This is a genomic window from Streptomyces odontomachi (assembly GCF_024435355.1).
Classification (GTDB): domain Bacteria; phylum Actinomycetota; class Actinomycetes; order Streptomycetales; family Streptomycetaceae; genus Streptomyces; species Streptomyces odontomachi.
Genome location: NZ_JAMJWG010000007.1, coordinates 44,702 through 64,360, shown reverse-complemented (window position 1 = coordinate 64,360; position 19,659 = coordinate 44,702). Strand labels below are relative to the sequence as shown.

Below are 19,659 nucleotides of genomic sequence, written 5' to 3'. Positions count from 1 at the left end.
CCCCGGCGCAGCAGCACGACGACGCCACCGCCACCGCACCCGCTCCACCCGCTTGCCCGGGCGGGCCCGGGCGGGTGTCGCCGTACGCTGCCGGACGGCAGGGCCGTAGCGCAGCGGCAGTCGCGCCTTGTTGCTGATGACCAGGACGCCGGTTCGACTCCGGCCGGTCCTGCCACCCTCTCCCGGCAGACGGTTAAGACGCCTGGCGGGGTCTCAACGCCGCGCGTGGTGGATCGTCAACCGTCCGAATCCCATGACGCCGGAGATCCGTATCGTCGGCCCGCCGGAGGGGGGACGCCGTGGGACCTTGTAGCGCGGGTCCTTCCACGTCGTCTGGAGCCCGTCGAGGTCGACGATCGCGTCCCGTGGCACCGTGATGTGGGCCTTGCCGGTGCCGAGTGCCAGCTCGATGTCGATCACCGGATGGTCGATGACCGCCCGGGACAGGTCCAGGTGCACCCGCCCCCACGCGGACTCGACCTTGAGGACCCGGGGGACCCGCCATGCGCCGCGCCGCTTGATCCGCCCGCTCAGTGCACCGATCGTGGACGTGGTGCCCGCACGCTCCTGGGGGAGCGCGGCCAGCGCCGCCACCAGCTCGTCCCGGTTGCCTGCGGTGAGCACCCGGTGGAGGCGTTCGTCCATCTCCTCGTGCGAGATGTGCCCTTCGGCGTACGCGTCCTGGAGGCGCTGCACGCCCCTGTCGCGGTCGTCTTCGCCGATCGACGACGACGGGTCTTCCGGCTGCGGGTTCACCGCATCACTTTAAGCGGCGTGCCGGGACCGCGCCCAGCCGCGCCACAGCGGCCGCCAGCCCCCGAAGGCGGCCCGCGTAGGCTGGCGGGAGACCGGACCGGCGAGGAGACCGAGCGTGACGACCAGTGATGCCGCCGATGCCGCGGCTGCGAGCGACGCACACCCCGCGCCTGCGAGCGAGGCACCACCCGCCAGGCGACGGGTGTGGGTGCTGTGGATGGTGGCCGCTCTCGCGTACGCCGTCGACGCGGGCAGCAAGCTGGCGGTGGTCGCGTGGCGGGAGGGGCACGCCCCCGTCCCGTTGATCGGCACCTGGTTGGAGTTGCGGGTCCAGCGCAACCCCGGCGCCGCGTTCGGTCTCGGTCAGACGACGACCATCGTGTTCACCCTGGTCGCCGCGGCCGTCGCCGTCGTCATCGTCCGGGTGTCACGCCGGCTGACCAGCACGGCATGGGCGGTCACGCTGGGTCTGCTGCTGGGCGGCGCGCTCGGAAACCTGACGGACCGGCTCTTCCGCGCCCCCGGCGACATGCAGGGCGCAGTGGTCGACTTCATCGCGGTACGCGACTTCAGCGTGATGAACCTCGCCGACTGGGCGATCACCTGTGGAAGCGCCCTGGTGCTCCTGCTGACGTTCCGCGGGCACGACCTGGGCCCCGCCGGCGGCGCGGACGGCACCGGCCGTCCTGGTCCGACGCGGCCGGACGGAGCCGACGTCACCGCGTGAGCCCACCGCCTCGTTCCCCGGCAGGCGCGCCATGTGCGCCATGCGTGCCCCACACCCCTTAGGGGCGATGGCGAGGCAGCGCGCACGCGGCCGTCCCGCCCGGCATGCGGTGCCGGTTCTCCGCGACCAGCCGGTAGACGCCGTGGGCGGCCCACCGCACGGGAGGCAGCGTGAGCAACGCACCCAGCACCGACCACCCGCGGCCCGAGCTCAGGAGCACCTTCGCAACGGCCTGGGCGCCCCCGTACACCGCGCCCGCCGGCGTCACCCACAGCACCTCGTGCTCGGCGCGTTCCCGGGTGACGCCGAGCGTTCCGAGGTCCGCGAACTGCCAGGGGACGATCTCGCAACGCGGCCGGAGACGTCGCTCGGCGAATCTCACCGAGGTGGTACAGAAACCGCAGTCTCCGTCGAAGACGAGCACAGGCTGAGTCCGCATGTCTCCATCATGACGCGCGCCCGCCGCCCCCACGGCATGGGCGGTCACCGCGTCGTGTGCACCGCACGGAGTGAATATCCGACTTCGGCCGGTAGTCTCAGGTGTGTCGGCATGTCGGACCCTTGAGGGCATGGCGTTGGGGGGTACGGGTGCGCGGTCGTGCGTGCGCCATCGTGGTGTTCGTGGCCGCTCTGCTGATGGGCGGCGGCGCGCAGAGCGCGGCGGCCCGTGCGTCCTTGACCGACGCCCAACTGGTGTTCTGCCTGGCGAGAGAGCACCGCGCCGAGCTGGTCGGCGCCGCCGGCGCGCTGGGACTCGTCACGGCGGACAGCCGGCCCGGGCACATCGTGCTGGCCCGCGGCGGCGCGGCGCGGCAGTGGTCCGCCTGGGTCAAGGGACGGCCGGCGGACTTCGAGCGTGCCTGCACGGCGCTGGTCGACGCCTCGGCACTCGACCAGGCGGCCCCGTCCGACTCCGGCAAGCCCGCGTTCCTCGAATGGTTCCTGCCCCTGCTGGTGGGCGCGGGGCTGACCTGGGCGGCCACCGAATACCGCAGTGCACGGGACCGCGGCCAGTCGGCCGCCAACGAGATCCGGGCGGTGTCCGGCGCGTTCCGTGCAGCGGTGGGCGACTACGCGAGCGCCTGGGTGGGCACGACCGTCGGCCCGGCGCCCTCCCTTTCGGCGCTGGACCAGGCGCGTCGCACGCTCGCCGCCACGCTCGCCCGCACGACCGGGCACCGCAAACGCTGGAGCTTCGCCCGGAGGTTCCTGGACGATCTGCACGGCCCGCGGTATCGGGTGGAGATCGCGGAAGGCTGGCACGGCAGGAACGAGCAGGAGAAGCAGGCGCGCGCCGAGCACGTCGAAGGCCTGCTGCGGGCCTTCGACACGGATACGGAACTGCTGGCGTCGGCCGTGCAGTCCTTGTCCGTGGTCAAGCGACGCCGCATGCGCACGCGTACGCCGGCATCCACCGGCGTGTCCCTCACGTGACGCCCGCACGACCGCACGACCCGCACGACCCGCACGACCCGCACCGTGAAGATGGTTGAACGAGAGGGTGGTCAAGGAACACCATGCAGAACCCCTTTGCTGTTCCGGCCCGTAGTGAGTCGGACGCCCGCCCGCTGTGCCCCTGGCAGCATGGGGAGCACGAGCACCTGTACGCGCCGGTGGACCACACCGAGACGGCCTTCATGGAATTCCAGCGCGCCCTGCGCGAGGACCCGGACCTGAAGTCGGGTGGCCGGATGGTGCTCATCACCGGGCATGAGGGGTGCGGAAAGTCCGCCCTGATCCATCGGGCGGCGTGGTGGGCCCGGGGCAACCTCGGTCTCCCCGCGCCGGACGTCCACATCGTCGACCTCATGGCGGACCGCAGCGCGGGCGAGGCGAGCGAAGTCCGCGTCGAGCACGTGATGCGCCGGATGCTGGACGAGGCGAGACAACTCACCGTCTGTAGCACGGAGGAACTCGAGGGCCTGGACAAACGCGAGGACAAGCTGTCCCTGGCCCTGCCCTACCTGTCGTCCGCCCTGTCGCGGCACTCCGTCGCCCTGCTGGTGCTGCTGCCTCCGATCGAGGTGCCCGACGACATCCGGCGCTATGCGAGGTACGCACGCCCCAATGTCTTCTTCTTCGCCGAGTCCTCCTACATCGCCCGGCCGGAGGCGGGCCTGACGGTCGGCGGCAAGCCGATCGTCCACCTCGAGGTCGACCTGCTCACGGAAGCCGACGGCTGGACGTTCGTGAACAATCGGCTGGCCCGTGCGACCGCGGCGGGCATACCGGCGCCGACCATCGAGCAGGCGACCATCGCGCAGTTCATGCGCGACCGGATCACCGGCCGGGGCAGGACGACCATCCGGGAGTTGCAGAGGACCTGCGAGAGCGTCTTCTCCGTCGCCATAAAGACGCAGCGTCCGCAGGTCGAGTACGGCGACTTCACGCAGTACTACATCGAGAAGGCGACCCTGTCGTGAGCTCCCATTCCCGAGGTCCCCTGTCCTGGGGGCGCAATCCGTTCCCCATCTCGGCGGTGGCCCGGCTCTCGCCCGCCGGCAGCGAGACGATCAGCATCCGTACCCGGGCGGTCAAGGACGTCGTCAGGTACGTCGACCAGTATCTCGCCGCGTCGAGCGCGGAAAAGCCGAAAGGCTCCGGCAAACGCCGCCACGCCCAGAAGCAGAACAGTGGCAATGTCATCGCCGTCGTCGGCGAGTACGGCACGGGAAAGACGCATCTCGCGGTCGAGATCCTGCACCACATCCATGCGGTGTCCGACGAGACCGTGCACGCCTTCTACGTCGACGCGCCCTCGGACAACTTCCTCACGTTGTACCGCGAACGGTTCTTCCGGCAGCTCGACCGTGCCGACCTCCTCCAGCGGGTCACCGAGTACTACGCGGACATCGTGGCCGAGGATCTCAGCGACTCCCCGCTGACCCGGGAGCTCGCCGCGCGCCTCAAGGATCGCCGGCTCGGCCCGGACGAGCTCATCCACGGTCTGGGGCTGACCGAGGCGGCCTTCCGCCAGCAACTCCAGAGCAGGCTGAAGGAGATCACCCGGCACGAGGACTTCGGCACCGCCCTCGCACTCGCCATCCGACCGGAATTCCAGTCGGCCGTCTGGGAGTGGCTGGGCGGGCATCCCGCGGACTCGGCGCTACGCGAGCGCGGCATCACCAGGACGATCGACAACGACATTGCCGCACTGGAGGCGATCGGTGTCTTCGCCTTCCTCTACGGACGCCAGCACCACAGGTTCGTCCTGGTCATCGACGAGTTCGAGAAGGTGCTCTCCAGGGGCCGCCCCAGCGCGCGCGACGAAGCCTCGGTACTGGCATTCAAGAAGTTGCTGGAGGTCTTCACGCAATCGCGTTCCCTCCTGGTGCTGAGCGGGCTGCCCGACTTCCTCGAATTCCTCCCGGAGGACGCCCAGCAGCGGTTCGCCACTCTGGTACGGCCCACCGCGCTCTCCTTCGCCGACGCCCAGGAATACATTCACCACGTTCTGGAGTCCGCGGGGGACGACGCCCCGGATGACGACCCGTTCGGAGACGACGTCACCCATTACCTGGTGGAGCTCGCCGGTGGTAACGCGCGAAGAATCATCAGGCTCTGCTACCACGTCTACCAGTCCAGCCTCGCAACGGGAAACCCGATCACCCGGGCCATGGTCCGCGAGGTCGCGCGCGAACAGTTCGAGATCTCCGCCCCGGATGACGTACGCGCCGACATATCACGCGTCTTCGACGGCAACGGCTGGGACTACGCGCGCAACAGGAAACTCGGCGAGGACGAAGCCACTCTGGTCGACTTCTGGCTGCCGGTGGGCGAGGAGAACGCCGGCTGCGCGGTACTCATCAGCCAGTCCATGCTGCACGAGGCCGATGCGGAATCCCTGCTGCTGCGCCGGGAGGCGGTCAAGGCGGCCACCGGGCAGCCCTCGTTCTGCGTCCTGGTCGTCAACGGCTATCTGGCCGGCAGCCTGGCGGCAGCGGTCGACGAGCGGTTCGACCGGGTGCACGCCTATTCCCAGCGCCGTTTCGCCGAGGACTTCGCGGCCACGATCACCGGTTTCGTACACCGCCTGGAAGCCGCTTCCGCGGAAGACCGCATGGGCCGCATGGAGAACCGGATCGAACGGCTGCTGCGCCAGACCAGCAGCCTGCGCAGCGAGATCAACATCGTCCAGCACAACCAGACCTCGTCCGCGGAGGTCGAGCAGACGGTACTGCGGGCCGTTCGCGGCGCGTTGGGCGAGCGGACCGGGTTCGACGTCCCGGCCAGAACCGACCTTCCGGTCACCGTCGTGCTCCGTATCGACGGGTTGTTGGGGCGGCTGCGTGCGTTGCGGTCCTATTCCGACACCTTGCTGGCCGCTGTTTTCCCCCCACCGGATTCCGGAACGGGCGCTCGGCCGATGAGCTGGCCATCAGTCCGCGAAGGCCGGTTCACCAGTGAGGACCTTTACGACTACGTTCGCGTGACGACCCTGCTTCGTCTGCTCGTCGAGGCCGAACGGATCGTCATGGCGTTCCGGGATGCGTTGGGCGACGCTTACGCCCTGCTCCGGCACAACGCCGAACGGGACTTCGAGCGAGCTTCGTCCGTCGACGTCGGGGATCACATCAGCAACCTGTGCCGCACGTACGACCGGGTGATCAACGAACTCCTCCGTGACGGTGCGCACTTGAGCGAAACCCTCTACATGTCCAGCCGGCTGGGCCGAGCCGTCGACTCAGAAGACATCGAGTCCATCTACAACGATGTGCGCCAGCTCGGCGAACAGGTGTTCCGCGCGTTCAGCGGGGGCGCCGGCTACTGATCCGAGCCATAACGCACGACCCACGTCATGAACGGCGTGTGTCCCCCGATGAAGTCCACATGCCGCTCGGAGCCCTCACGGACGAGCTCCAACGCATTGCATCCGGCCGGTATGGGCTGAATCCCCCTGAGGCAACGGCCGCCATCCGGCGTGCGCACGGAATTTGTTCGGAACGTTGACGGTATTCCATGGCGTGGTCATCCTCGGCGAGCATGCCCATGAGCCAGCCGAACCCGCTCGTTCTGCTGCGCCGCGGGCACGAGGCCCAGCTGGTGGACCTGCTGCGACACCACCGGCGAGCGGGTGCGCGGCCGATTCGCTGGACACCGCGTCCGCGGGCGTGGCGCGGCAGAACGAGCTGCGGGCGGCAGCGGACGACGACGGCTACGTCGAGGAGAACCTGTGGACCGGCATCGGCCGTGCCTGCTCGGGCGCCGGACCACGGTCCGCTGTTCCGACGCTGAGGCCGCGCGAGCCGACCGGGCAACCGGGCAACCGGGCAACCGGGCAACCGGCCGAGCCGGACGCCGAGCCTCCGTCACCCCTCCCCCGCACCGCTGGCGGTGAGCCGCAGTGCGGGGTGGAAGCGGTCGAAGGTGGTGCCCGTCAGGCCTGGCCAGTCGCAGATCCGCTGCCACCGGCTCGCGTCGACGGTTGCGGGGAGTTGTCGGGTGATGGCGGACCGGTGCGCCGCCTCGGAGGTCCATTCGGCCCAGTTGAAGACGTGGGTGCCGGCGAGGCCGACGTAGAAGCGTGCGACCAGCAGGCCCACCGGTGCAGGCGTCGCGCAGGTGCTGTCGAAAAGCGCGTCGACCAGGCCGTCGGCCCGCTCCGCGTCCGGGCCGTCGAAGACACGGGTGACCAGCACGACGCACCCGGGCGCCGGTCCGTCCGCCCCGCCCGCCCGGCTGCGGTACGAACGGCAACCGACCACCCCGAGCCGCTCGATACCGGGAACCGCCCGGTCCACCTCGCTCTTCCAGGATGGATCCACCGCCGCCGTGCGGCAGGCATCCGCCGACGTCCACTGGGAGCGGTGCAGCAGGGTCGTGCCGTCCGTGCTCGGCAACACGTCGTACGCGAGCAGCTCCGGGCTCGGCCAGGGCCGGGCCCGCCACGCGGCCTGGATCGCGTCGATCGTCGCCCGCTGCCGATGCAGCGCGCCCACCCGCCAGCGACCGAACAACGTCACGCCACCGCCCTCCGGCTCCCGGAAGCTTCCATCCACGACCTCGCACCTCCCTGATGCCACTCAGTGGCATTTTCTACTAGAAGGCTAAAGCATCTGGGGGCAGGTTCGGGAGTAGGGTGGCCGCCATGACACGGCCACTGCCCGCTGCGGAACCCGCTCTGCCACTGCGCGAGCGCAAGAAGTTGCGCGCCCGCCGCGAACTCGTCGACACCGCGCTACGGATGTTCCTGGACCACGGCTTCGAGACGACCACGCTCGATGCGGTCGCCGATGCCGCGGAACTGTCCAAGCGCACCCTGTTTCGCCTCTTCCCCTCCAAGGAGGCCCTCGCCCTGGCCGCCGAGGGCGAGCTGTGGGACGCCTACCTCGGACGCGTCGCCCAGGCCGACCTGCGCGGCACCACCGTCCTGCACGCCCTGCGCACCGCCTTGGTGGACACCCTCACCTCGATGGACGCCGACTGGACCCGGCGCTTCCTCGCCACCCGTGGGCTCGCCGCCCGCACCCCGGCGCTGCGCGACCACAGCGACCTTGCCTCGATCACCGTCCAGCGTCGCCTGGTGGAGATCCTGGAGGACGCCCTGGGGCTGGACAGCCGTGCCGACGTACGGCTGCGGCTACTCGGCGAACTGGCACCGGCCGCCTGGCGGTGCGCGGCTCGGAACTGGATCCGAAGCGGCGGCGGCGCCCATCGCGGCCGGGCCGCCGTCGACCAGTTGGTCCGTCAGGTCGAGGAGGCCTTCGACGCGATCCCGGCGAGCCTCACCCTCAGCGCCTCGTGAACGCCGGCCCGGCGGTCGTTCCGGACGGGAGTCGCTGATGCGGACGATCCTGAAATCGGGTCAGCCGGGCCGGTCGAGCTCCTTGCCGTAGCAGATCTCCACGTACGGCCCCGTGCAGTACGCCGGTATCTCGCGGTAGCCGTGGCGGAGGTACAGGGCGCGGGCCTCGGTGAGGTCGAGGCGGGTGTTGAGGACCATGCGGGCGGCGCCGAGCAGGCGTGCCTCCGTCTCCAGCAGGTCCAGCAGGAGGCCGGCGCCCTTCCTGCCCCGGAAGGCGGGGCGCAGGTAGACGCGGGTCAGCTCGGCGCGCTCGGAGTCCAGCAGCAACAGCCCTCCGCAGGCGGCGGCCTCGCCTTCGCAACGGCCCACGACGAACTGGCCGGTGGGTGGGGTGAGCAGGTCCGCGCCGTCGTCGGCCAGGCCCTGCTCGATCTCCTCATGCGTCGCGGGCCGCTTCCAGTAGCGGCTGGCGACCTCGTCGTAGTAGGCACGGCGCAGGCTGGTCGCGTCCGCCGTGTCGAAGGCTTCGGGGGTCAGGTGCCAGGACGTCATGCGTGCTCTATAGCGCGCGCGTGCCGCCCACACCACCGGATTACGGGGGTGTGGGCGGCGCGTGTCCCGGGCTCGCACGCGGGCGGGACGCGGTCACATCGGGTGTTGCTCGGTGTTACCCGGTGCTGCTCCGTGCTGCTCGGTGCTGCCTGCGGCTACTCGGGTACCGTCCACTTCTGGTTCGAGGCGCCGGTGCAGGTCCAGAGCTGCAAGGTGGCTCCGTTGGCGGTGTTGTTGTCCTTGACGTCGAGGCACTTGCCGGAGGCGTTGTTGACGAGGTCGCCGGCGCTGGTGTGGGTCCACTTCTGGCTGGCCACGGTGTCGTAGCAGTCCCAGAGGTGCACGGCAGCGCCGTCAGCGGTCGAGTTGTCCGCGACGTCCAGGCACTTGCCGAGGGCGGTGACGGTGCCGTCGCTTGCGACCGTCCACTGCTGGTTGGTGTTGCCGGACGTGCAGTCCCACAGCTGCGGCTTGGTGCCGTTGGCGGTGGAGCCGTCGGTGACGTCCAGGCACTTGCCGTTCAGCGAGCTGGTGATGGTCCCGGTGTGGCCGGTCGAGCCGGAGCCCGACTGGGTGCCGCTCCAGGTGAACGTCGCCGACGTCTTCGCCGGCAGGCTGTACACGAACGACTGCCCGCCCCAGTTGACCTTCACGCTCTGGGCGCTGCCGCTGGTGTTGTACGCGATGAGCGCCTTCGAGCCGTCGCTGTTCTTGAACGCCACGTTCGGCACCGTGCCGTTCGCGGTGGAGTCGATCCGCACCGCCCCGGGCTTCACGAACTTCGTCAGGTGACCCATCGTGTAGTACTCGATCGTGTAGTCGACCTGACCCTTGCGGCTGTCGCCGCGGTGCACGGTGACCAGTCCTGTGCAGGTGCCGCAGCCGCCGTTGTGCGGGCCCATGTTCTCGTCGACGGCGAGCGACCACTTGGTCCAGCTCCGTCCCCAGTTGCGGAAGAAGTTGACCATGTCGGTCATGTCCTGCTGCTGCTGGTTGGTGACCCAGGTGCCGCCGGAGTACTCGGTGACGTACTGGTTCACGTTCGGGAACTGGTTGTGGAAGGTGCTGCCCTGGCTCGGGCTGCCGCCGTAGTTGTGCCAGGCCACACCGCCGAAGTTCGGGTGGCTCGTGATCGCCGAGTCGGCCATCAGCGGGGCGACCCAGTCGTTGTAGGTGTCCCAGTTCCAGTCGCCGATCAGCAGCTTGGTGCTCAGGCCGGCGTTCTTCAGGGCCGGCAGCAGGTCGTTGGCCGCGAAGTAGTCAAGACCCGAAGCGTTCCACTGCATCGACGGGTACCCGGCGCAGCAGCCGGGCTCGTTCTGCTCGGTGACGTACCGGAGCGGCACCCCGGCCGACTGGTAGCCCTGGATGTACTTGACGAAGTACTGGGCGTAGGTGGCGTAGTACTGCGCCTGGAGGTAGCCCTGGCTGTAGGCGTTGTTGTCCTTCATCCACGGCGGCGCCGACCACGGCGAGGCCATGAAGAACATCGACGGGTTCAGCCCGTACGCCTGCTTGCTCAGCGCCATGACGTCGCTGTCCCGGCTCAGCGAGAAGTCGTTGAGGTCGCAGCAGGTGGTGTCGTACGAGTAGCTGTTCTGCGCCAGGTCGGACGAGCCGATCACATTGCGGACCGCGCTCATGCCGATCCCGGAGGTCGGGCTGAACAGCTTGGTCATCACGTCGTTCTGGGTGGCGCTGCTCAGCGCGCCGCTGCCCTTGATGTCGTAGGCCGCGGTGTCGGTGAAGTCCGCGCCGGCGCCCTCGAACTGCTGGTAGGTGGTGTTCTCGTTGACGGTGATCGTCTGGTTGCCGCTGCCGCCGCTGGAGCCGAACGTGATCGGCGACTGCTGCTGGAGGCCGCGCGTCACGGTGCGGCCTCCGGAGTCGGAGGTCGTGGTGAGGTAGACGTTCACGGTCTCGCCGGCGGCGCTGGCCGCACCGGAGGAGGCGAAGAGTCCGAACGTGGCCAGCAGGGCCAGCACGGCGAGGGTGGCGGGGGCAGCGAGTCTTCTGAGCTGCACGAGGGGTCTCCAAGGGCCGAAAGGACAGTGGAATGCGCCCCCCGGCCGGGGCTCGGAGCCATCGAGAAGAAGCGTGCCGCGGTAACTGCACGACTTAATCTTTGACATGAAATTATTGCGGTCACGCTCGCTCGTCAAGAGGCCGACCATCGGTCCGCGCGACCGGACGGCGGCTCAACCGCGCTGCGGTGCGGGTCCCGTGGAGGCGCGCACGATGAGTTCGGTGGCCAGCTCCACATGGAGGGCCTCGTGTTCGTGCTGGTCCAGGATGCGGGTGAAGAGGGTGACCGCCATCCGGCCCATCTCGGCGAGGGGCTGACGGACCGTGGTGAGCTCGGGGTGGGTGGCGCGGCTCAGGTCGATGTCGTCGAAACCGGCGATCGACAGGTCGAGCGGGACCCGCAGTCCGCGTTCGTTGGCCGCACGCAGGGCGCCGACGGCCATCTTGTCGTTGAACCCGACCAGCGCGGTGGGCCGATCCGGCAGGTCGAGGAGCTCACCGGCGGCGCGGTAGCCGTGCTCGGTGGTCGGCTCGGGGACATGCCTCATCAGGTCGGCCGACGGAAGGACGCCGACGTCGGCGAGCGCGGCGAGATGCCCGGCGATGCGCGCGTCGGTGACGAGCCAGTGGCGTGGTCCGGCGATGATGCCGACGCGCCGGTGCCCGAGGCCGACCAGATGCGCCATCAGCGCCCGGGCGCCGGTGAAGTGCGCGGCGGACACCGCGGCGATGTCGCGCGGCGGCGTGGTGCGGGGGTCGACGACGACGAAGGGGAAGCCGCTGTCCCGCAGGCGTACGAGGTCCTCTGCGGGTTCGGGCGGCAGCACGAGGATCGCCCCGCCGACCCCGCCGCGCGCCGGCAACCCCGCCAGGGCGTCGGAGTGCTGGGCGGCCTCTCCGGCGTTGAGGAGCACCTCGAAGCGCTGGCTGGCGGCCTCCTCGGCGATCGAGGAGACGATGAGGCCGAAGTAGTCCCGCAGGACGTAGGGGCAGCGGAGGTAGATCACGGGCGAGCGCCGGTGCGGCGGGCGGCGGCCGAGCCTGCCGGCGGCTTCCAGAACCACCTCGCGGGTGCGGGCTGCCACGTTGTTCTGGCCGTTGAGCACGCGGGAGACGGTGGCGATCGACAGCCCGGTCTCCTCGGCGACCTGCCGGACGGTTGCACGCTGTCGCACCGGGGCGGTTCCTTCTCCATCAGTTGTTACATACAGACTTCCCCCTCAGGGTAGTCGACACCGCCCGCCCGCACCGGACTCCCCTGCTCCGCATGAATGAGAAAACTGCGTCATATGATTGACACGCTGACGCGTCCGTTGTTTCCTTCCAGAGCCGCCGCTGCGACGTCCGGGTCGCTTTCCCGGTGGCTGCACGGCGGCCTGACCGCCCTGTTGATGTCCGCCGTCCCTTGACGGCGGCGATCGGACGGACCGGACCCGGAACCCGGAACCCGGACCGTCCCGACGGGGCCGACGCGTGCCCGGCCGCACGCGTCGGCCCCACGCGGATGCCGCCTCCGGGCAGCGAAGGCCGCGCACCCTGCCCGTACGTCCGCGAGGCACGCTCGCGATGCTGATCGTCATGGTGCCGGCTGGTGGGGATGGCGTGCGTCGCCTTCGCGGCAATCAGCCAGGTCTGAAGCAATCCAGCGTTCGTCGGGGCGGCCAGAGCCTTCACGCTCTGGCCGCCCCATCTCAGGCGGCCATCTCAGCCGACCGTGCCGAAGTCGATGCCGGTTGCCGTGCGGAAGGCCGCCAGGGTGGAGTAGGTGGTGCAGGCCGACGGGCACCAGTTGATGCTCTGGGTGCCGGTCACCTGATTGCCGCTCACGGTCGAGAACATGGCGGGAGCGGCCACCTGGGCCGTGTGGTTGGTGTCCATGAGCAGGGTCTTCGCCGAAGCGAAGGCGTTGCCGGTCAGCACCGTCGCGCTGGTGTCCCAGGTCAGTCCGAGTCCCGAGGAATACGCGTCGCTGGACGGCGAGCGGGCGTCGTCGTAGACGCCCACCTGGGTCGTGTTGCCGGTGAAGGTGTTGTCGGTCACCGTGGTGTGGTCCGATCCGGAGACCTTCAGGCCCCGCGCATTGCCGGTGACGGTGTTTCCGCTGATGGTCGCCGTGGAGGAAACTTCCCAGAAGAGGCCGTTGTTGGTGTTGCGGGCGACCGTGTTGGCCGTGATCTGCCCGTCGGTGCAGCCCAGATCGCACCAGAAACCGCTGCCGTCGTTGTCGTTGAACTCGTTCTGCTCGACGACGACGTCTTTCGTGTGGGCCACTTTGAGCCCGGCCATCGTGCAGTACGCGCCACAGGTACTGACGGCATAGTGCTCGTTGTTGTTGCGGTTGAAGGTGTTGTCGCGGAACACCGTGCCGTCGGCCTTGTTCGACGTACCGCCCGACCCGCCGTTGTCGTCGACGGTGTTGCCCTCGACCCGGATGCCCGCGGCGTAGATCCCCAGGGCGCGGGTCGCGCTGCGCGTGAACACGTCGTTCTCGATCACGCTGTTCGGCGCCGCGTCGACCACCATGGCCAGCTGGTCCTCGTTCCAGTGCGGTGAGTACTCGCTGAAGCCCAGACCACGGATCATGCTGCCCGCCGCACCGCTGTTCAGCAGGATCGCGCGCCATCGGGTGGACAGTTCCATGGTCGCGCCGCTCGGATCGTCCCCGACGTAGAGCTCCTTGGTGGACGGGTCGACGTAGAACGTCCCGGAGACGACCTCGGCCCGCGAGCCGACCTGCTTCAGCGCCTGGCCGTTGCGGAACGCCTGCTCCGACTTGCCGGCCAGCGGGTACGACGGGTTGATGGCGTCGTCCGGGTAACAGTCCTGGCAGAACGGGGAGCGCCAGGTCGTCGTCCGCCAGTCGCCGCCGTCCGCCGTCCATCCCGAAACCAGGTCTGTGCCCTTGATCCAGACCTTTTCATGCGGATACGGCTGCAAGGTGATGCGTTTGTTGACTCCCGCGATGCTCTCCCGGTAGTTGCCGGCCCGCAGGACGACGGTGCCGCCGGAGGAAATCTTGTTGATGCCGGCCGCCAACGTGTGCAACGGCTGCGCCTCGGTCCCCGCGGCCGCGTCATCGCCCGACGGGGAGACGAAGACGGCACCGTCCGGAATCGGATAGTTCGTATCCTTGATCAGCCCCGAAGTCGCGGAAGGGGTGGCGGCCTGCGCCTGCGGCGCCTCGGACGCACGGGCCTGCGCCGGCCACACCGAACCACCGACCGCCAACGCGGCTAACGCAATCAGGGCAAGGCCCGCCGGCAGTGCAGCGGCTCCGCCGCGTCTGCGTGCCCTTCGCTCCATGATCTTCATCTCCCAGAATTTCCCTTCACCGTCTCGGAATTCCGACATCACACACTTGCACGGAGCGCCGGAAGACGGCCGCGGGTAGCAGGAAACGAGCGACCGGCGCGGCGACGCACGACCCGCACGCGGCAGCACGCTCATGCGCCAGCCCCCGCCGTGCGGCAGCCCGCGCCGTGCCGCAGCCGCGCCGTGCGGCAGGCACACTCGTGCGGTAGCACCCCTAGGCCATACCGACCAGTCGGTACTAACCTTTGGTCACCCCGGGCGGCCATGGCGCGCAAGCGCCCCGTTCGGCCCGTTCCCGGGTTTCCGGAGGAGGCCGTATGTCCGCTCATCCGCCCCAGGCCGTCGGAACAGACCCCCACTCCCGCCCGGAAGCCGGCGCACCGGGACTCCTCTCCCGGCTCTGGCGCCGGGAGCTTCCGCACTACCCCGACGCGGGGCGCCGGTACTCGTACCTGGCGATCGTGGTGGTGACCACCGTCGTCCTGTACTACGAGCTCTACGTCCAGTACGCGGTGGCCACGTCCGTGATCACGCACTTCCACATGAGCTACACCTACTTCGTGTGGGTGTCGGTGATCGGCAACGCGGTGGGGGCCTTCACCTCGCTGCTCGCCGGGCTCGCCGACCGGTGGGGGCGGGCCAACATGGTCGTCTGGGGGCTGCTCGTCGCCGGTCTGCTGCTGGTCCTGGGGATGCCGAACGCCCCCAGCAAGACGGCCTATCTGCTGCTCTTCGCGGCGGTCTGCTTCGTCGAGGGCATCGTCCTGGTCGCCACACCCGCGCTCATCCGCGACTTCTCACCGCAGCTCGGCCGTGCGACGGCCATGGGGTACTGGACCATGGGGCCGGTGCTCGGCAGCCTGGTCGTCACCATCGTGACCAGCAGCACCCTCTCGTCCGCGAACTGGCAGGACGAGCTGCGCTACTCCGGGTTCGCCGGGCTGATCGTGTTCGTCCTCGCGTTCTTCGGGCTGCGCGAGCTCACCCCGGCGCTGCGCGACCAGATCATGGTCAGCCTGCACGACCGGCGCCTCGTGGAGGCCCGTGCCCGGCAGAGCGCCGCCGACGAGCGCCGGACGCAGGGACTTTGGCGGCAGATGCTGCATCTGGACGTGGTGGGGGCGGCGGTCGCCATCAGCGTGTTCCTGCTGCTCTACTTCTCCGCGGTGGGAAACTTCGTGGTCTACTTCGCCGCCAACTTCGACTACAGCCAGCAGCGCACCAACGCCCTCGCCAACTGGTACTGGGCATCGAACGCCATCGCCCTGGTCGTCGTGGGCCTGCTCTCCGACCGGCTGCGGGTACGCAAGCCGTTCATGCTGCTCGGCGCGGTCGGGTCGATCGCGGTCACCTCGACGTTCGCGGTCCTTGCGACCCATCCCCAGACCGGGTACTACACCTTCGCGTGGCTGTTCGTGGCCGTGGGGGCGCTCTCCGGTGTCGCGTACGCGCCGTGGATGGCCAGCTTCACCGAAACCGTCGAGAAGCGGAACCCGGCCGCCACCGCCACCGGACTCGCGGTCTGGGGCTGGATCATCAGGATCGTCGTGGCCGTCTCCAGCGCCTGCGTTCCGCTGGTCGTCACCTCGGCATCGCCGTTGGTGGAGCACGGCACCCAGGTCGCCGAGGCCCAGAAGGAGGCGGGCCCCGCGCTGGCCGTCGTCAAGGCGCACCCCGAACTCTTCGCCGAGCTGGCCAAGTACCCGGCGAACGCGGTGCCGTCCGACCTGGCCGCACGGGCCGCGCGCGAGGTGGGCCCGGCCGATCTCGCCCGTGTGCAGAAGGCGCAGCCGCAGCTGAAGGTCCTTCAGGAGTACGGACCCGAGGTGCAGCAGGCCGCCGAGGACGGCCCCGGGCAGTGGCAGACCTGGTGGTGGATCACCGTCGCCGGTCAGGTGGTCTTCGTCCCCTTCATCTTCGTGATGGTCGGACGGTGGAGCCCCGGCAAGGCCAGGGAGGACGAGCTGCGGCACCGCCGGAACGTCGACGACGAGGTGCTGGCGCTCTCCGGCGAACAGGGGTGACCTGCGCGTCGGAGGGACGGTTCCGCGGAGGGACGGTTCCGCGGGGAGCGCCCGTCAGCGGTCACGATCGCCGTCGCCCCGGCCCGTGGGCCATCCCACGGGCCGGGGCGAACGTCGGCTCACCTCACCGGGACGCGCTTCCCGCGTGCGCGAGCCCGCGACCGGCTTCCGGCCGTCCCGAACCCGGCCGGCCCGGCAGTACGGCGAGCAGGGCGAGGGAGACGGCGGCGGAGAGCGCGAAGGCGGGCGCGAGGCCGACCCGGTCGGCCACCATCCCCACCAGCGGTGCGGCACCGGCCTGGCCGATCGCCAGCCCGAAGAAGGAGACCGTGACCCCGAACGACGAGGTGCGAAAGCAGCGCTCGGCGCGCAGGATGCACAGGCCGCTCAGCGCCATGTAGGACATGCCGAAGAGCGCGGCCGAGACCAGTGCGGCCGGGTAGGGGAGCCAGGGCAGGGCAAGAAGGCCCGAACTCAGGGTCCATGGCGCGCAGAAGGCGAGTTGGGCGCGGCGCAGCCCGGCGACGGAGGCCACCCGGCCGGCGACGCCGCCCAGGATCCCGGCTGCTCCGATCATGAACCAGCAGGTGGTGGCGGCGAGCCCGGTGACCCCCGCGTCCGCGAGACGGAGCTGGGAGAAGTTCCAGTACGGCGCGGACGTCATCCCCAGGAGCAGGGAGGTGATCAGAAGTTCGCGGCGTTCCGGACCCGTTCGACCGAGGTGGATTGCGGGCTGTTCGGCACCGGTCCCCCGCGCCACGGAGAGCGGCGAGAGCCGGCCACGCCAGGCCGCGAACACCATCGTCACAAGCCCGGCGATCACGCAGAACCCGGTCCAGCTCCAGTGCCAGTCGAGTGGCACGAGCGGGGTGAAGGCGGTGACCAGCAGCCCGAAGCTGGTGCCGGTGTTGGCCCAGGTCTGAGCGCTGTGCCGGGCGGGCCCCGGCACGCTCCGGTTGATGAGTTGGGCCACGCCGGGGGAGGCGAGTCCTGCGCTGCTGCCGGCCAGCGCCACTCCGGCACCGAAGGCGATCACCCCCTGGGCCACCAGCATGGCGGCGATGCCCGCGACGGACAGTGCTCCGGCAGCGAGCACCGCACCCTGGGGTGAGCGTTGCGCGACTCTCGGCCCCAGGACCAGGCCCGCCGCATAGCCGGCCGTGGAGATTCCACCCAGGATTCCCAGACCGGTGGCGGAGAGGGAGAAGTCCCTCTGGAACTCCTCGCCGAAGAGCCCGAACGCGTACCGTGCGAATCCGTAGCAGACGGCGATGACGGCTGCGCCGTGCAGCGCGAGGATGTGCCAGCGCGCCCGCCCGGCTTCTGCGGCAGCCCGGACGGCCTCCTCAGAGCCGCTGGCTGATCTGGAACACGACGGTCCCGTCACCACTGCTCCGCTCGTCGAGAACTTTCAGGGACCCGGCAGCCTCTCGGAGTCTCCGGTAGTCCTGCACCGTGAATTTAAGACAATAGTTGGTGACGAGAATTTCAGGGGCTTCGGACGTGCCGGTGTGGACGATCTCGGCGGTGACCGCCGCCATGACGGTCTGCTCCGGACGTGCCGGATCGAGTGGCACGGGAACGAGGAAAACACCGTAGTCGGAATCGGTGATCCCAGGGTGTCGACGCCGGAGCACGAGCTGCGAGAACTCACGCATCAGGTCGGTCTGATAGAACGCGTAGATGTGTTGCCAGCCGCATTCGGACAAGAGCTGCATCTCGGAGAGAAACAGATCTCCGGGCTGCATGATCCGCTCCAGCATGGAGTTCACGACTGCCGGATGCTCATTCCCCTCCTCGAATCCGAGCATCGTCACGATGTTGCGAACCCCGGGGAGGCGGTGCTTTGCGTCTCCGAGTTCTTCGAACAACATCTGGCTGTAGGTGAACCCGGCAGGGCTGAGCAAGGGAGAAACGGTCTGGCGCATGGTCTCGCACGAGGCCGGATTGATGTCCACCCCGTGGTAGCGCCGGACATCGACTCCTCGGTCCAGCAGCGCGCGGACGATCAGCCCCGTCTTCACGGGTTCGGGCCCCAGTTCGGTGTACTGGACAGGGGTTTCCCCGGCCGCCCGAGCGATGTCGGCGACGGCGAGATCGAGCGCATCGCGTAACGATCGACCGTTCCGAGTCGAGCTGCCGACGGTGGGGTCGGTCATGCCCCGTTCGTTGAGCTCGCGCATGATGTCGAATATCCGCGCCAGGGAAGAATCCGAGGCCTGCAACTCCTGCGAGTCATGGTACTTGTCGGAGTTGGCGGGTATGAATATCCGGTCCAAGGGTGCGCCGAGGGCGTCGGCTAAGGATTTACGCACCGCTTCCGAAAAACCCGGCGTGGAGAGGCCCGATGTGGCGCCGTCCCTGACATCGACTTCTCCCACGTTCTGCATGATTTCTCTCCTCGATCGACCTGGACTTCATCCATTGGCGTGGCGGGCCTGACGCGCCCGAGAACTCACCCCGTCGGCGCCGCATCAGCAGACGGCGAGCGTCGACGTTACAGCACGTTCACACCTTTCAAGCGAGGTACGCCAGGCCCGCCAGCCCGGGGCGCCCATATAATGAATACCGTGAAATTCCGGGCATTGGTCAGGCTCGGGCATGACTGCCGTGCATGAATATCCGAGTACAGAACGCGGAAATCCGTGTGAATAAGGGTGCGGGTAGGCCGGTGCCCTCGATCGGGTTACGTGGAGGACGCCTTCCTCCACCACTTCCGATCACACATCCCGACCACTTCCGGTCACCCACCATGACCACTTCCGGTCACCTATTCGGCCCAGGGCTTCTGGGCGCTGCGCGGGGGCGGCGGCAACTTCGGCATCGTCACCTCCTTCACCTACCGGCTGCACCCGGTGGACACGGTGGGGGCCGCGATCACCCTGTGGCCGGTCGACCGTACCCGGGAGGTACTGGCGTGGTACCGCGACTTCCTCCCGCAGGCACCCGAGGACGTCTACGGCTTCTTCCCGCTGTTCACCATCCCGCCCGCTCCCCCGTTCCCCGAAGGACTCCACGGCCGGAAGATGTGCGGCATCGTGTGGTGCCACACCGGCGACCTGAGCCGCTTCGAAGAGGCCCTCACCTCGGTGCAGGAGCCGGGACCGCCGGCGTTCCACTTCGCGACGCCGATGCCGTACCCCGCGCTACAGAGCATGCTCGACGAGATCATCCCCGCCGGGTACCAGTGGTACTGGCGCGGAGACTTCTTCGACCGTGTTCCGGACGCCGCGCTGGACGTCCATCTCCACTACGGCGAGCACATGCCGACACCGCTTTCGCTCATGCACCTGTATCCGGTGGACGCGGCCGCCCACCGGGTGCCGCAGGAGGACACCGCGTGGAGCCACCGGGACGCCGTCTGGTCCGGCGTCTTCGCCGGGGTCGACCCGGACCCGGCCAACGCCGAGACCATCAAGCGGTGGTGCGTCGACTACTGGGAGGAGACGCAGCCCTACTCCATGGGCGGCTCGTACGTGAACTTCACGGGTACGGGCGAGGACGGGGGGGGCGGAAAG

At 69.2% G+C, this 19,659-nt stretch carries 15 protein-coding genes, 1 tRNA gene and 1 pseudogene; 8 read left to right on the top strand and 9 right to left on the bottom strand.

Going from position 1 to position 19,659, the window contains the following annotated elements; translation table 11 throughout:
* Window positions 1-99 precede the first annotated feature (99 nt).
* Window positions 100-175, top strand: a tRNA-Gln gene (locus tag NQO67_RS16650).
* 38 nt (window positions 176-213) lie between these two features.
* On the opposite strand, the gene NQO67_RS16645 is transcribed toward NQO67_RS16650, so the two are convergent.
* Window positions 214-756 carry a DUF1707 SHOCT-like domain-containing protein gene (locus tag NQO67_RS16645; protein WP_255950774.1) on the bottom strand — a complete coding sequence of 181 codons (543 nt, stop codon included), beginning with the start codon at window positions 754-756 and terminating at the stop codon, window positions 214-216.
* Between the two features lie 115 nt (window positions 757-871).
* On the opposite strand from NQO67_RS16645, the gene lspA reads away from it, so the two are divergent.
* Window positions 872-1,483 carry a signal peptidase II gene (lspA, locus tag NQO67_RS16640; protein ID WP_374119011.1) on the top strand — a complete coding sequence of 204 codons (612 nt, stop codon included), beginning with the start codon at window positions 872-874 and terminating at the stop codon, window positions 1,481-1,483.
* Between the two features lie 58 nt (window positions 1,484-1,541).
* Here the strand turns inward: lspA and NQO67_RS16635 are convergent, their stop codons facing one another.
* Window positions 1,542-1,922 carry a thiol-disulfide oxidoreductase DCC family protein gene (locus tag NQO67_RS16635; RefSeq protein WP_255950773.1) on the bottom strand — a complete coding sequence of 127 codons (381 nt, stop codon included), beginning with the start codon at window positions 1,920-1,922 and terminating at the stop codon, window positions 1,542-1,544.
* Between the two features lie 182 nt (window positions 1,923-2,104).
* Here NQO67_RS16635 and NQO67_RS16630 point away from each other — a divergent pair, with 182 nt between their 5' ends.
* The 3 genes from NQO67_RS16630 to NQO67_RS16620 all read left to right on the top strand — a co-directional run bounded on the left by NQO67_RS16630 (window position 2,105) and on the right by NQO67_RS16620 (window position 6,254).
* Window positions 2,105-2,917 carry a hypothetical protein gene (locus tag NQO67_RS16630; RefSeq protein ID WP_255950772.1) on the top strand — a complete coding sequence of 271 codons (813 nt, stop codon included), beginning with the start codon at window positions 2,105-2,107 and terminating at the stop codon, window positions 2,915-2,917.
* Window positions 2,918-3,000: 83 nt separating this feature from the next.
* On the top strand, window positions 3,001-3,906 hold the full coding sequence (locus NQO67_RS16625; RefSeq protein WP_255950771.1) for a hypothetical protein: 906 nt from the start codon (window positions 3,001-3,003) through the stop codon (window positions 3,904-3,906).
* Window positions 3,903-6,254, top strand: a complete 2,352-nt coding sequence (locus tag NQO67_RS16620) for a hypothetical protein (protein WP_255950770.1) — start codon at window positions 3,903-3,905, stop codon at window positions 6,252-6,254. The genes NQO67_RS16625 and NQO67_RS16620 overlap by 4 nt, the downstream gene beginning before the upstream one ends.
* 538 nt (window positions 6,255-6,792) lie before the next feature.
* On the opposite strand, the gene NQO67_RS16615 is transcribed toward NQO67_RS16620, so the two are convergent.
* Complete coding sequence (locus tag NQO67_RS16615; protein ID WP_255950769.1) at window positions 6,793-7,482, bottom strand: antibiotic biosynthesis monooxygenase; 690 nt, start codon at window positions 7,480-7,482, stop codon at window positions 6,793-6,795.
* Window positions 7,483-7,571: 89 nt separating this feature from the next.
* Here NQO67_RS16615 and NQO67_RS16610 point away from each other — a divergent pair, with 89 nt between their 5' ends.
* On the top strand, window positions 7,572-8,228 hold the full coding sequence (locus NQO67_RS16610; protein ID WP_255950768.1) for a TetR/AcrR family transcriptional regulator: 657 nt from the start codon (window positions 7,572-7,574) through the stop codon (window positions 8,226-8,228).
* A gap of 60 nt (window positions 8,229-8,288) precedes the next feature.
* On the opposite strand, the gene NQO67_RS16605 is transcribed toward NQO67_RS16610, so the two are convergent.
* The 4 genes from NQO67_RS16605 to NQO67_RS16590 form a co-directional block, all read right to left on the bottom strand.
* The gene (locus tag NQO67_RS16605; protein WP_255950767.1) at window positions 8,289-8,780 is read right to left on the bottom strand and encodes a GNAT family N-acetyltransferase; all 492 of its coding nucleotides are present in this window, start codon (window positions 8,778-8,780) and stop codon (window positions 8,289-8,291) included.
* Window positions 8,781-8,935: 155 nt separating this feature from the next.
* Window positions 8,936-10,804 carry a ricin-type beta-trefoil lectin domain protein gene (locus NQO67_RS16600; protein WP_255950766.1) on the bottom strand — a complete coding sequence of 623 codons (1,869 nt, stop codon included), beginning with the start codon at window positions 10,802-10,804 and terminating at the stop codon, window positions 8,936-8,938.
* A 174-nt stretch (window positions 10,805-10,978) separates the two neighbouring features.
* On the bottom strand, window positions 10,979-11,980 hold the full coding sequence (locus tag NQO67_RS16595; RefSeq protein ID WP_255950765.1) for a LacI family DNA-binding transcriptional regulator: 1,002 nt from the start codon (window positions 11,978-11,980) through the stop codon (window positions 10,979-10,981).
* A gap of 529 nt (window positions 11,981-12,509) precedes the next feature.
* Window positions 12,510-14,117, bottom strand: coding sequence for a right-handed parallel beta-helix repeat-containing protein (locus NQO67_RS16590; protein WP_255950764.1), 1,608 nt, complete (start codon window positions 14,115-14,117; stop codon window positions 12,510-12,512).
* Window positions 14,118-14,434: 317 nt separating this feature from the next.
* Between NQO67_RS16590 and NQO67_RS16585 the strand changes: the two genes are divergently transcribed.
* The gene (locus NQO67_RS16585; RefSeq protein ID WP_255950763.1) at window positions 14,435-16,141 is read left to right on the top strand and encodes an MFS transporter; all 1,707 of its coding nucleotides are present in this window, start codon (window positions 14,435-14,437) and stop codon (window positions 16,139-16,141) included.
* A gap of 124 nt (window positions 16,142-16,265) precedes the next feature.
* Here the strand turns inward: NQO67_RS16585 and NQO67_RS16580 are convergent, their stop codons facing one another.
* Entirely contained in the window at window positions 16,266-17,528 is a 1,263-nt protein-coding gene (locus tag NQO67_RS16580) for an MFS transporter (protein WP_255950762.1), read from the bottom strand.
* Window positions 17,488-18,531, bottom strand: a complete 1,044-nt coding sequence (locus NQO67_RS16575) for a hypothetical protein (protein ID WP_255950761.1) — start codon at window positions 18,529-18,531, stop codon at window positions 17,488-17,490. Before NQO67_RS16575 ends, NQO67_RS16580 begins: the two co-directional genes overlap by 41 nt.
* Window positions 18,532-18,927: 396 nt before the next feature.
* Between NQO67_RS16575 and NQO67_RS16570 the strand changes: the two are divergent.
* Window positions 18,928-19,641, top strand: a pseudogene (locus tag NQO67_RS16570) (FAD-binding oxidoreductase); the annotation flags it as partial.
* Between the last annotated feature and the right edge of the window lie 18 nt (window positions 19,642-19,659).

Bases quoted from the DNA above. Each gene is read 5' to 3' on its own strand.
- NQO67_RS16590 (WP_255950764.1), bottom strand. From the start codon at position 14,117: ATGAAGATCATGGAGCGAAGGGCACGCAGACGCGGCGGAGCCGCTGCA.
- NQO67_RS16610 (WP_255950768.1), top strand. From the start codon at position 7,572: ATGACACGGCCACTGCCCGCTGCGGAACCCGCTCTGCCACTGCGCGAG.
- NQO67_RS16625 (WP_255950771.1), top strand. From the start codon at position 3,001: ATGCAGAACCCCTTTGCTGTTCCGGCCCGTAGTGAGTCGGACGCCCGC.
- NQO67_RS16585 (WP_255950763.1), top strand. From the start codon at position 14,435: ATGTCCGCTCATCCGCCCCAGGCCGTCGGAACAGACCCCCACTCCCGC.
- NQO67_RS16575 (WP_255950761.1), bottom strand. From the start codon at position 18,531: ATGCAGAACGTGGGAGAAGTCGATGTCAGGGACGGCGCCACATCGGGC.
- NQO67_RS16635 (WP_255950773.1), bottom strand. From the start codon at position 1,922: ATGCGGACTCAGCCTGTGCTCGTCTTCGACGGAGACTGCGGTTTCTGT.
- NQO67_RS16605 (WP_255950767.1), bottom strand. From the start codon at position 8,780: ATGACGTCCTGGCACCTGACCCCCGAAGCCTTCGACACGGCGGACGCG.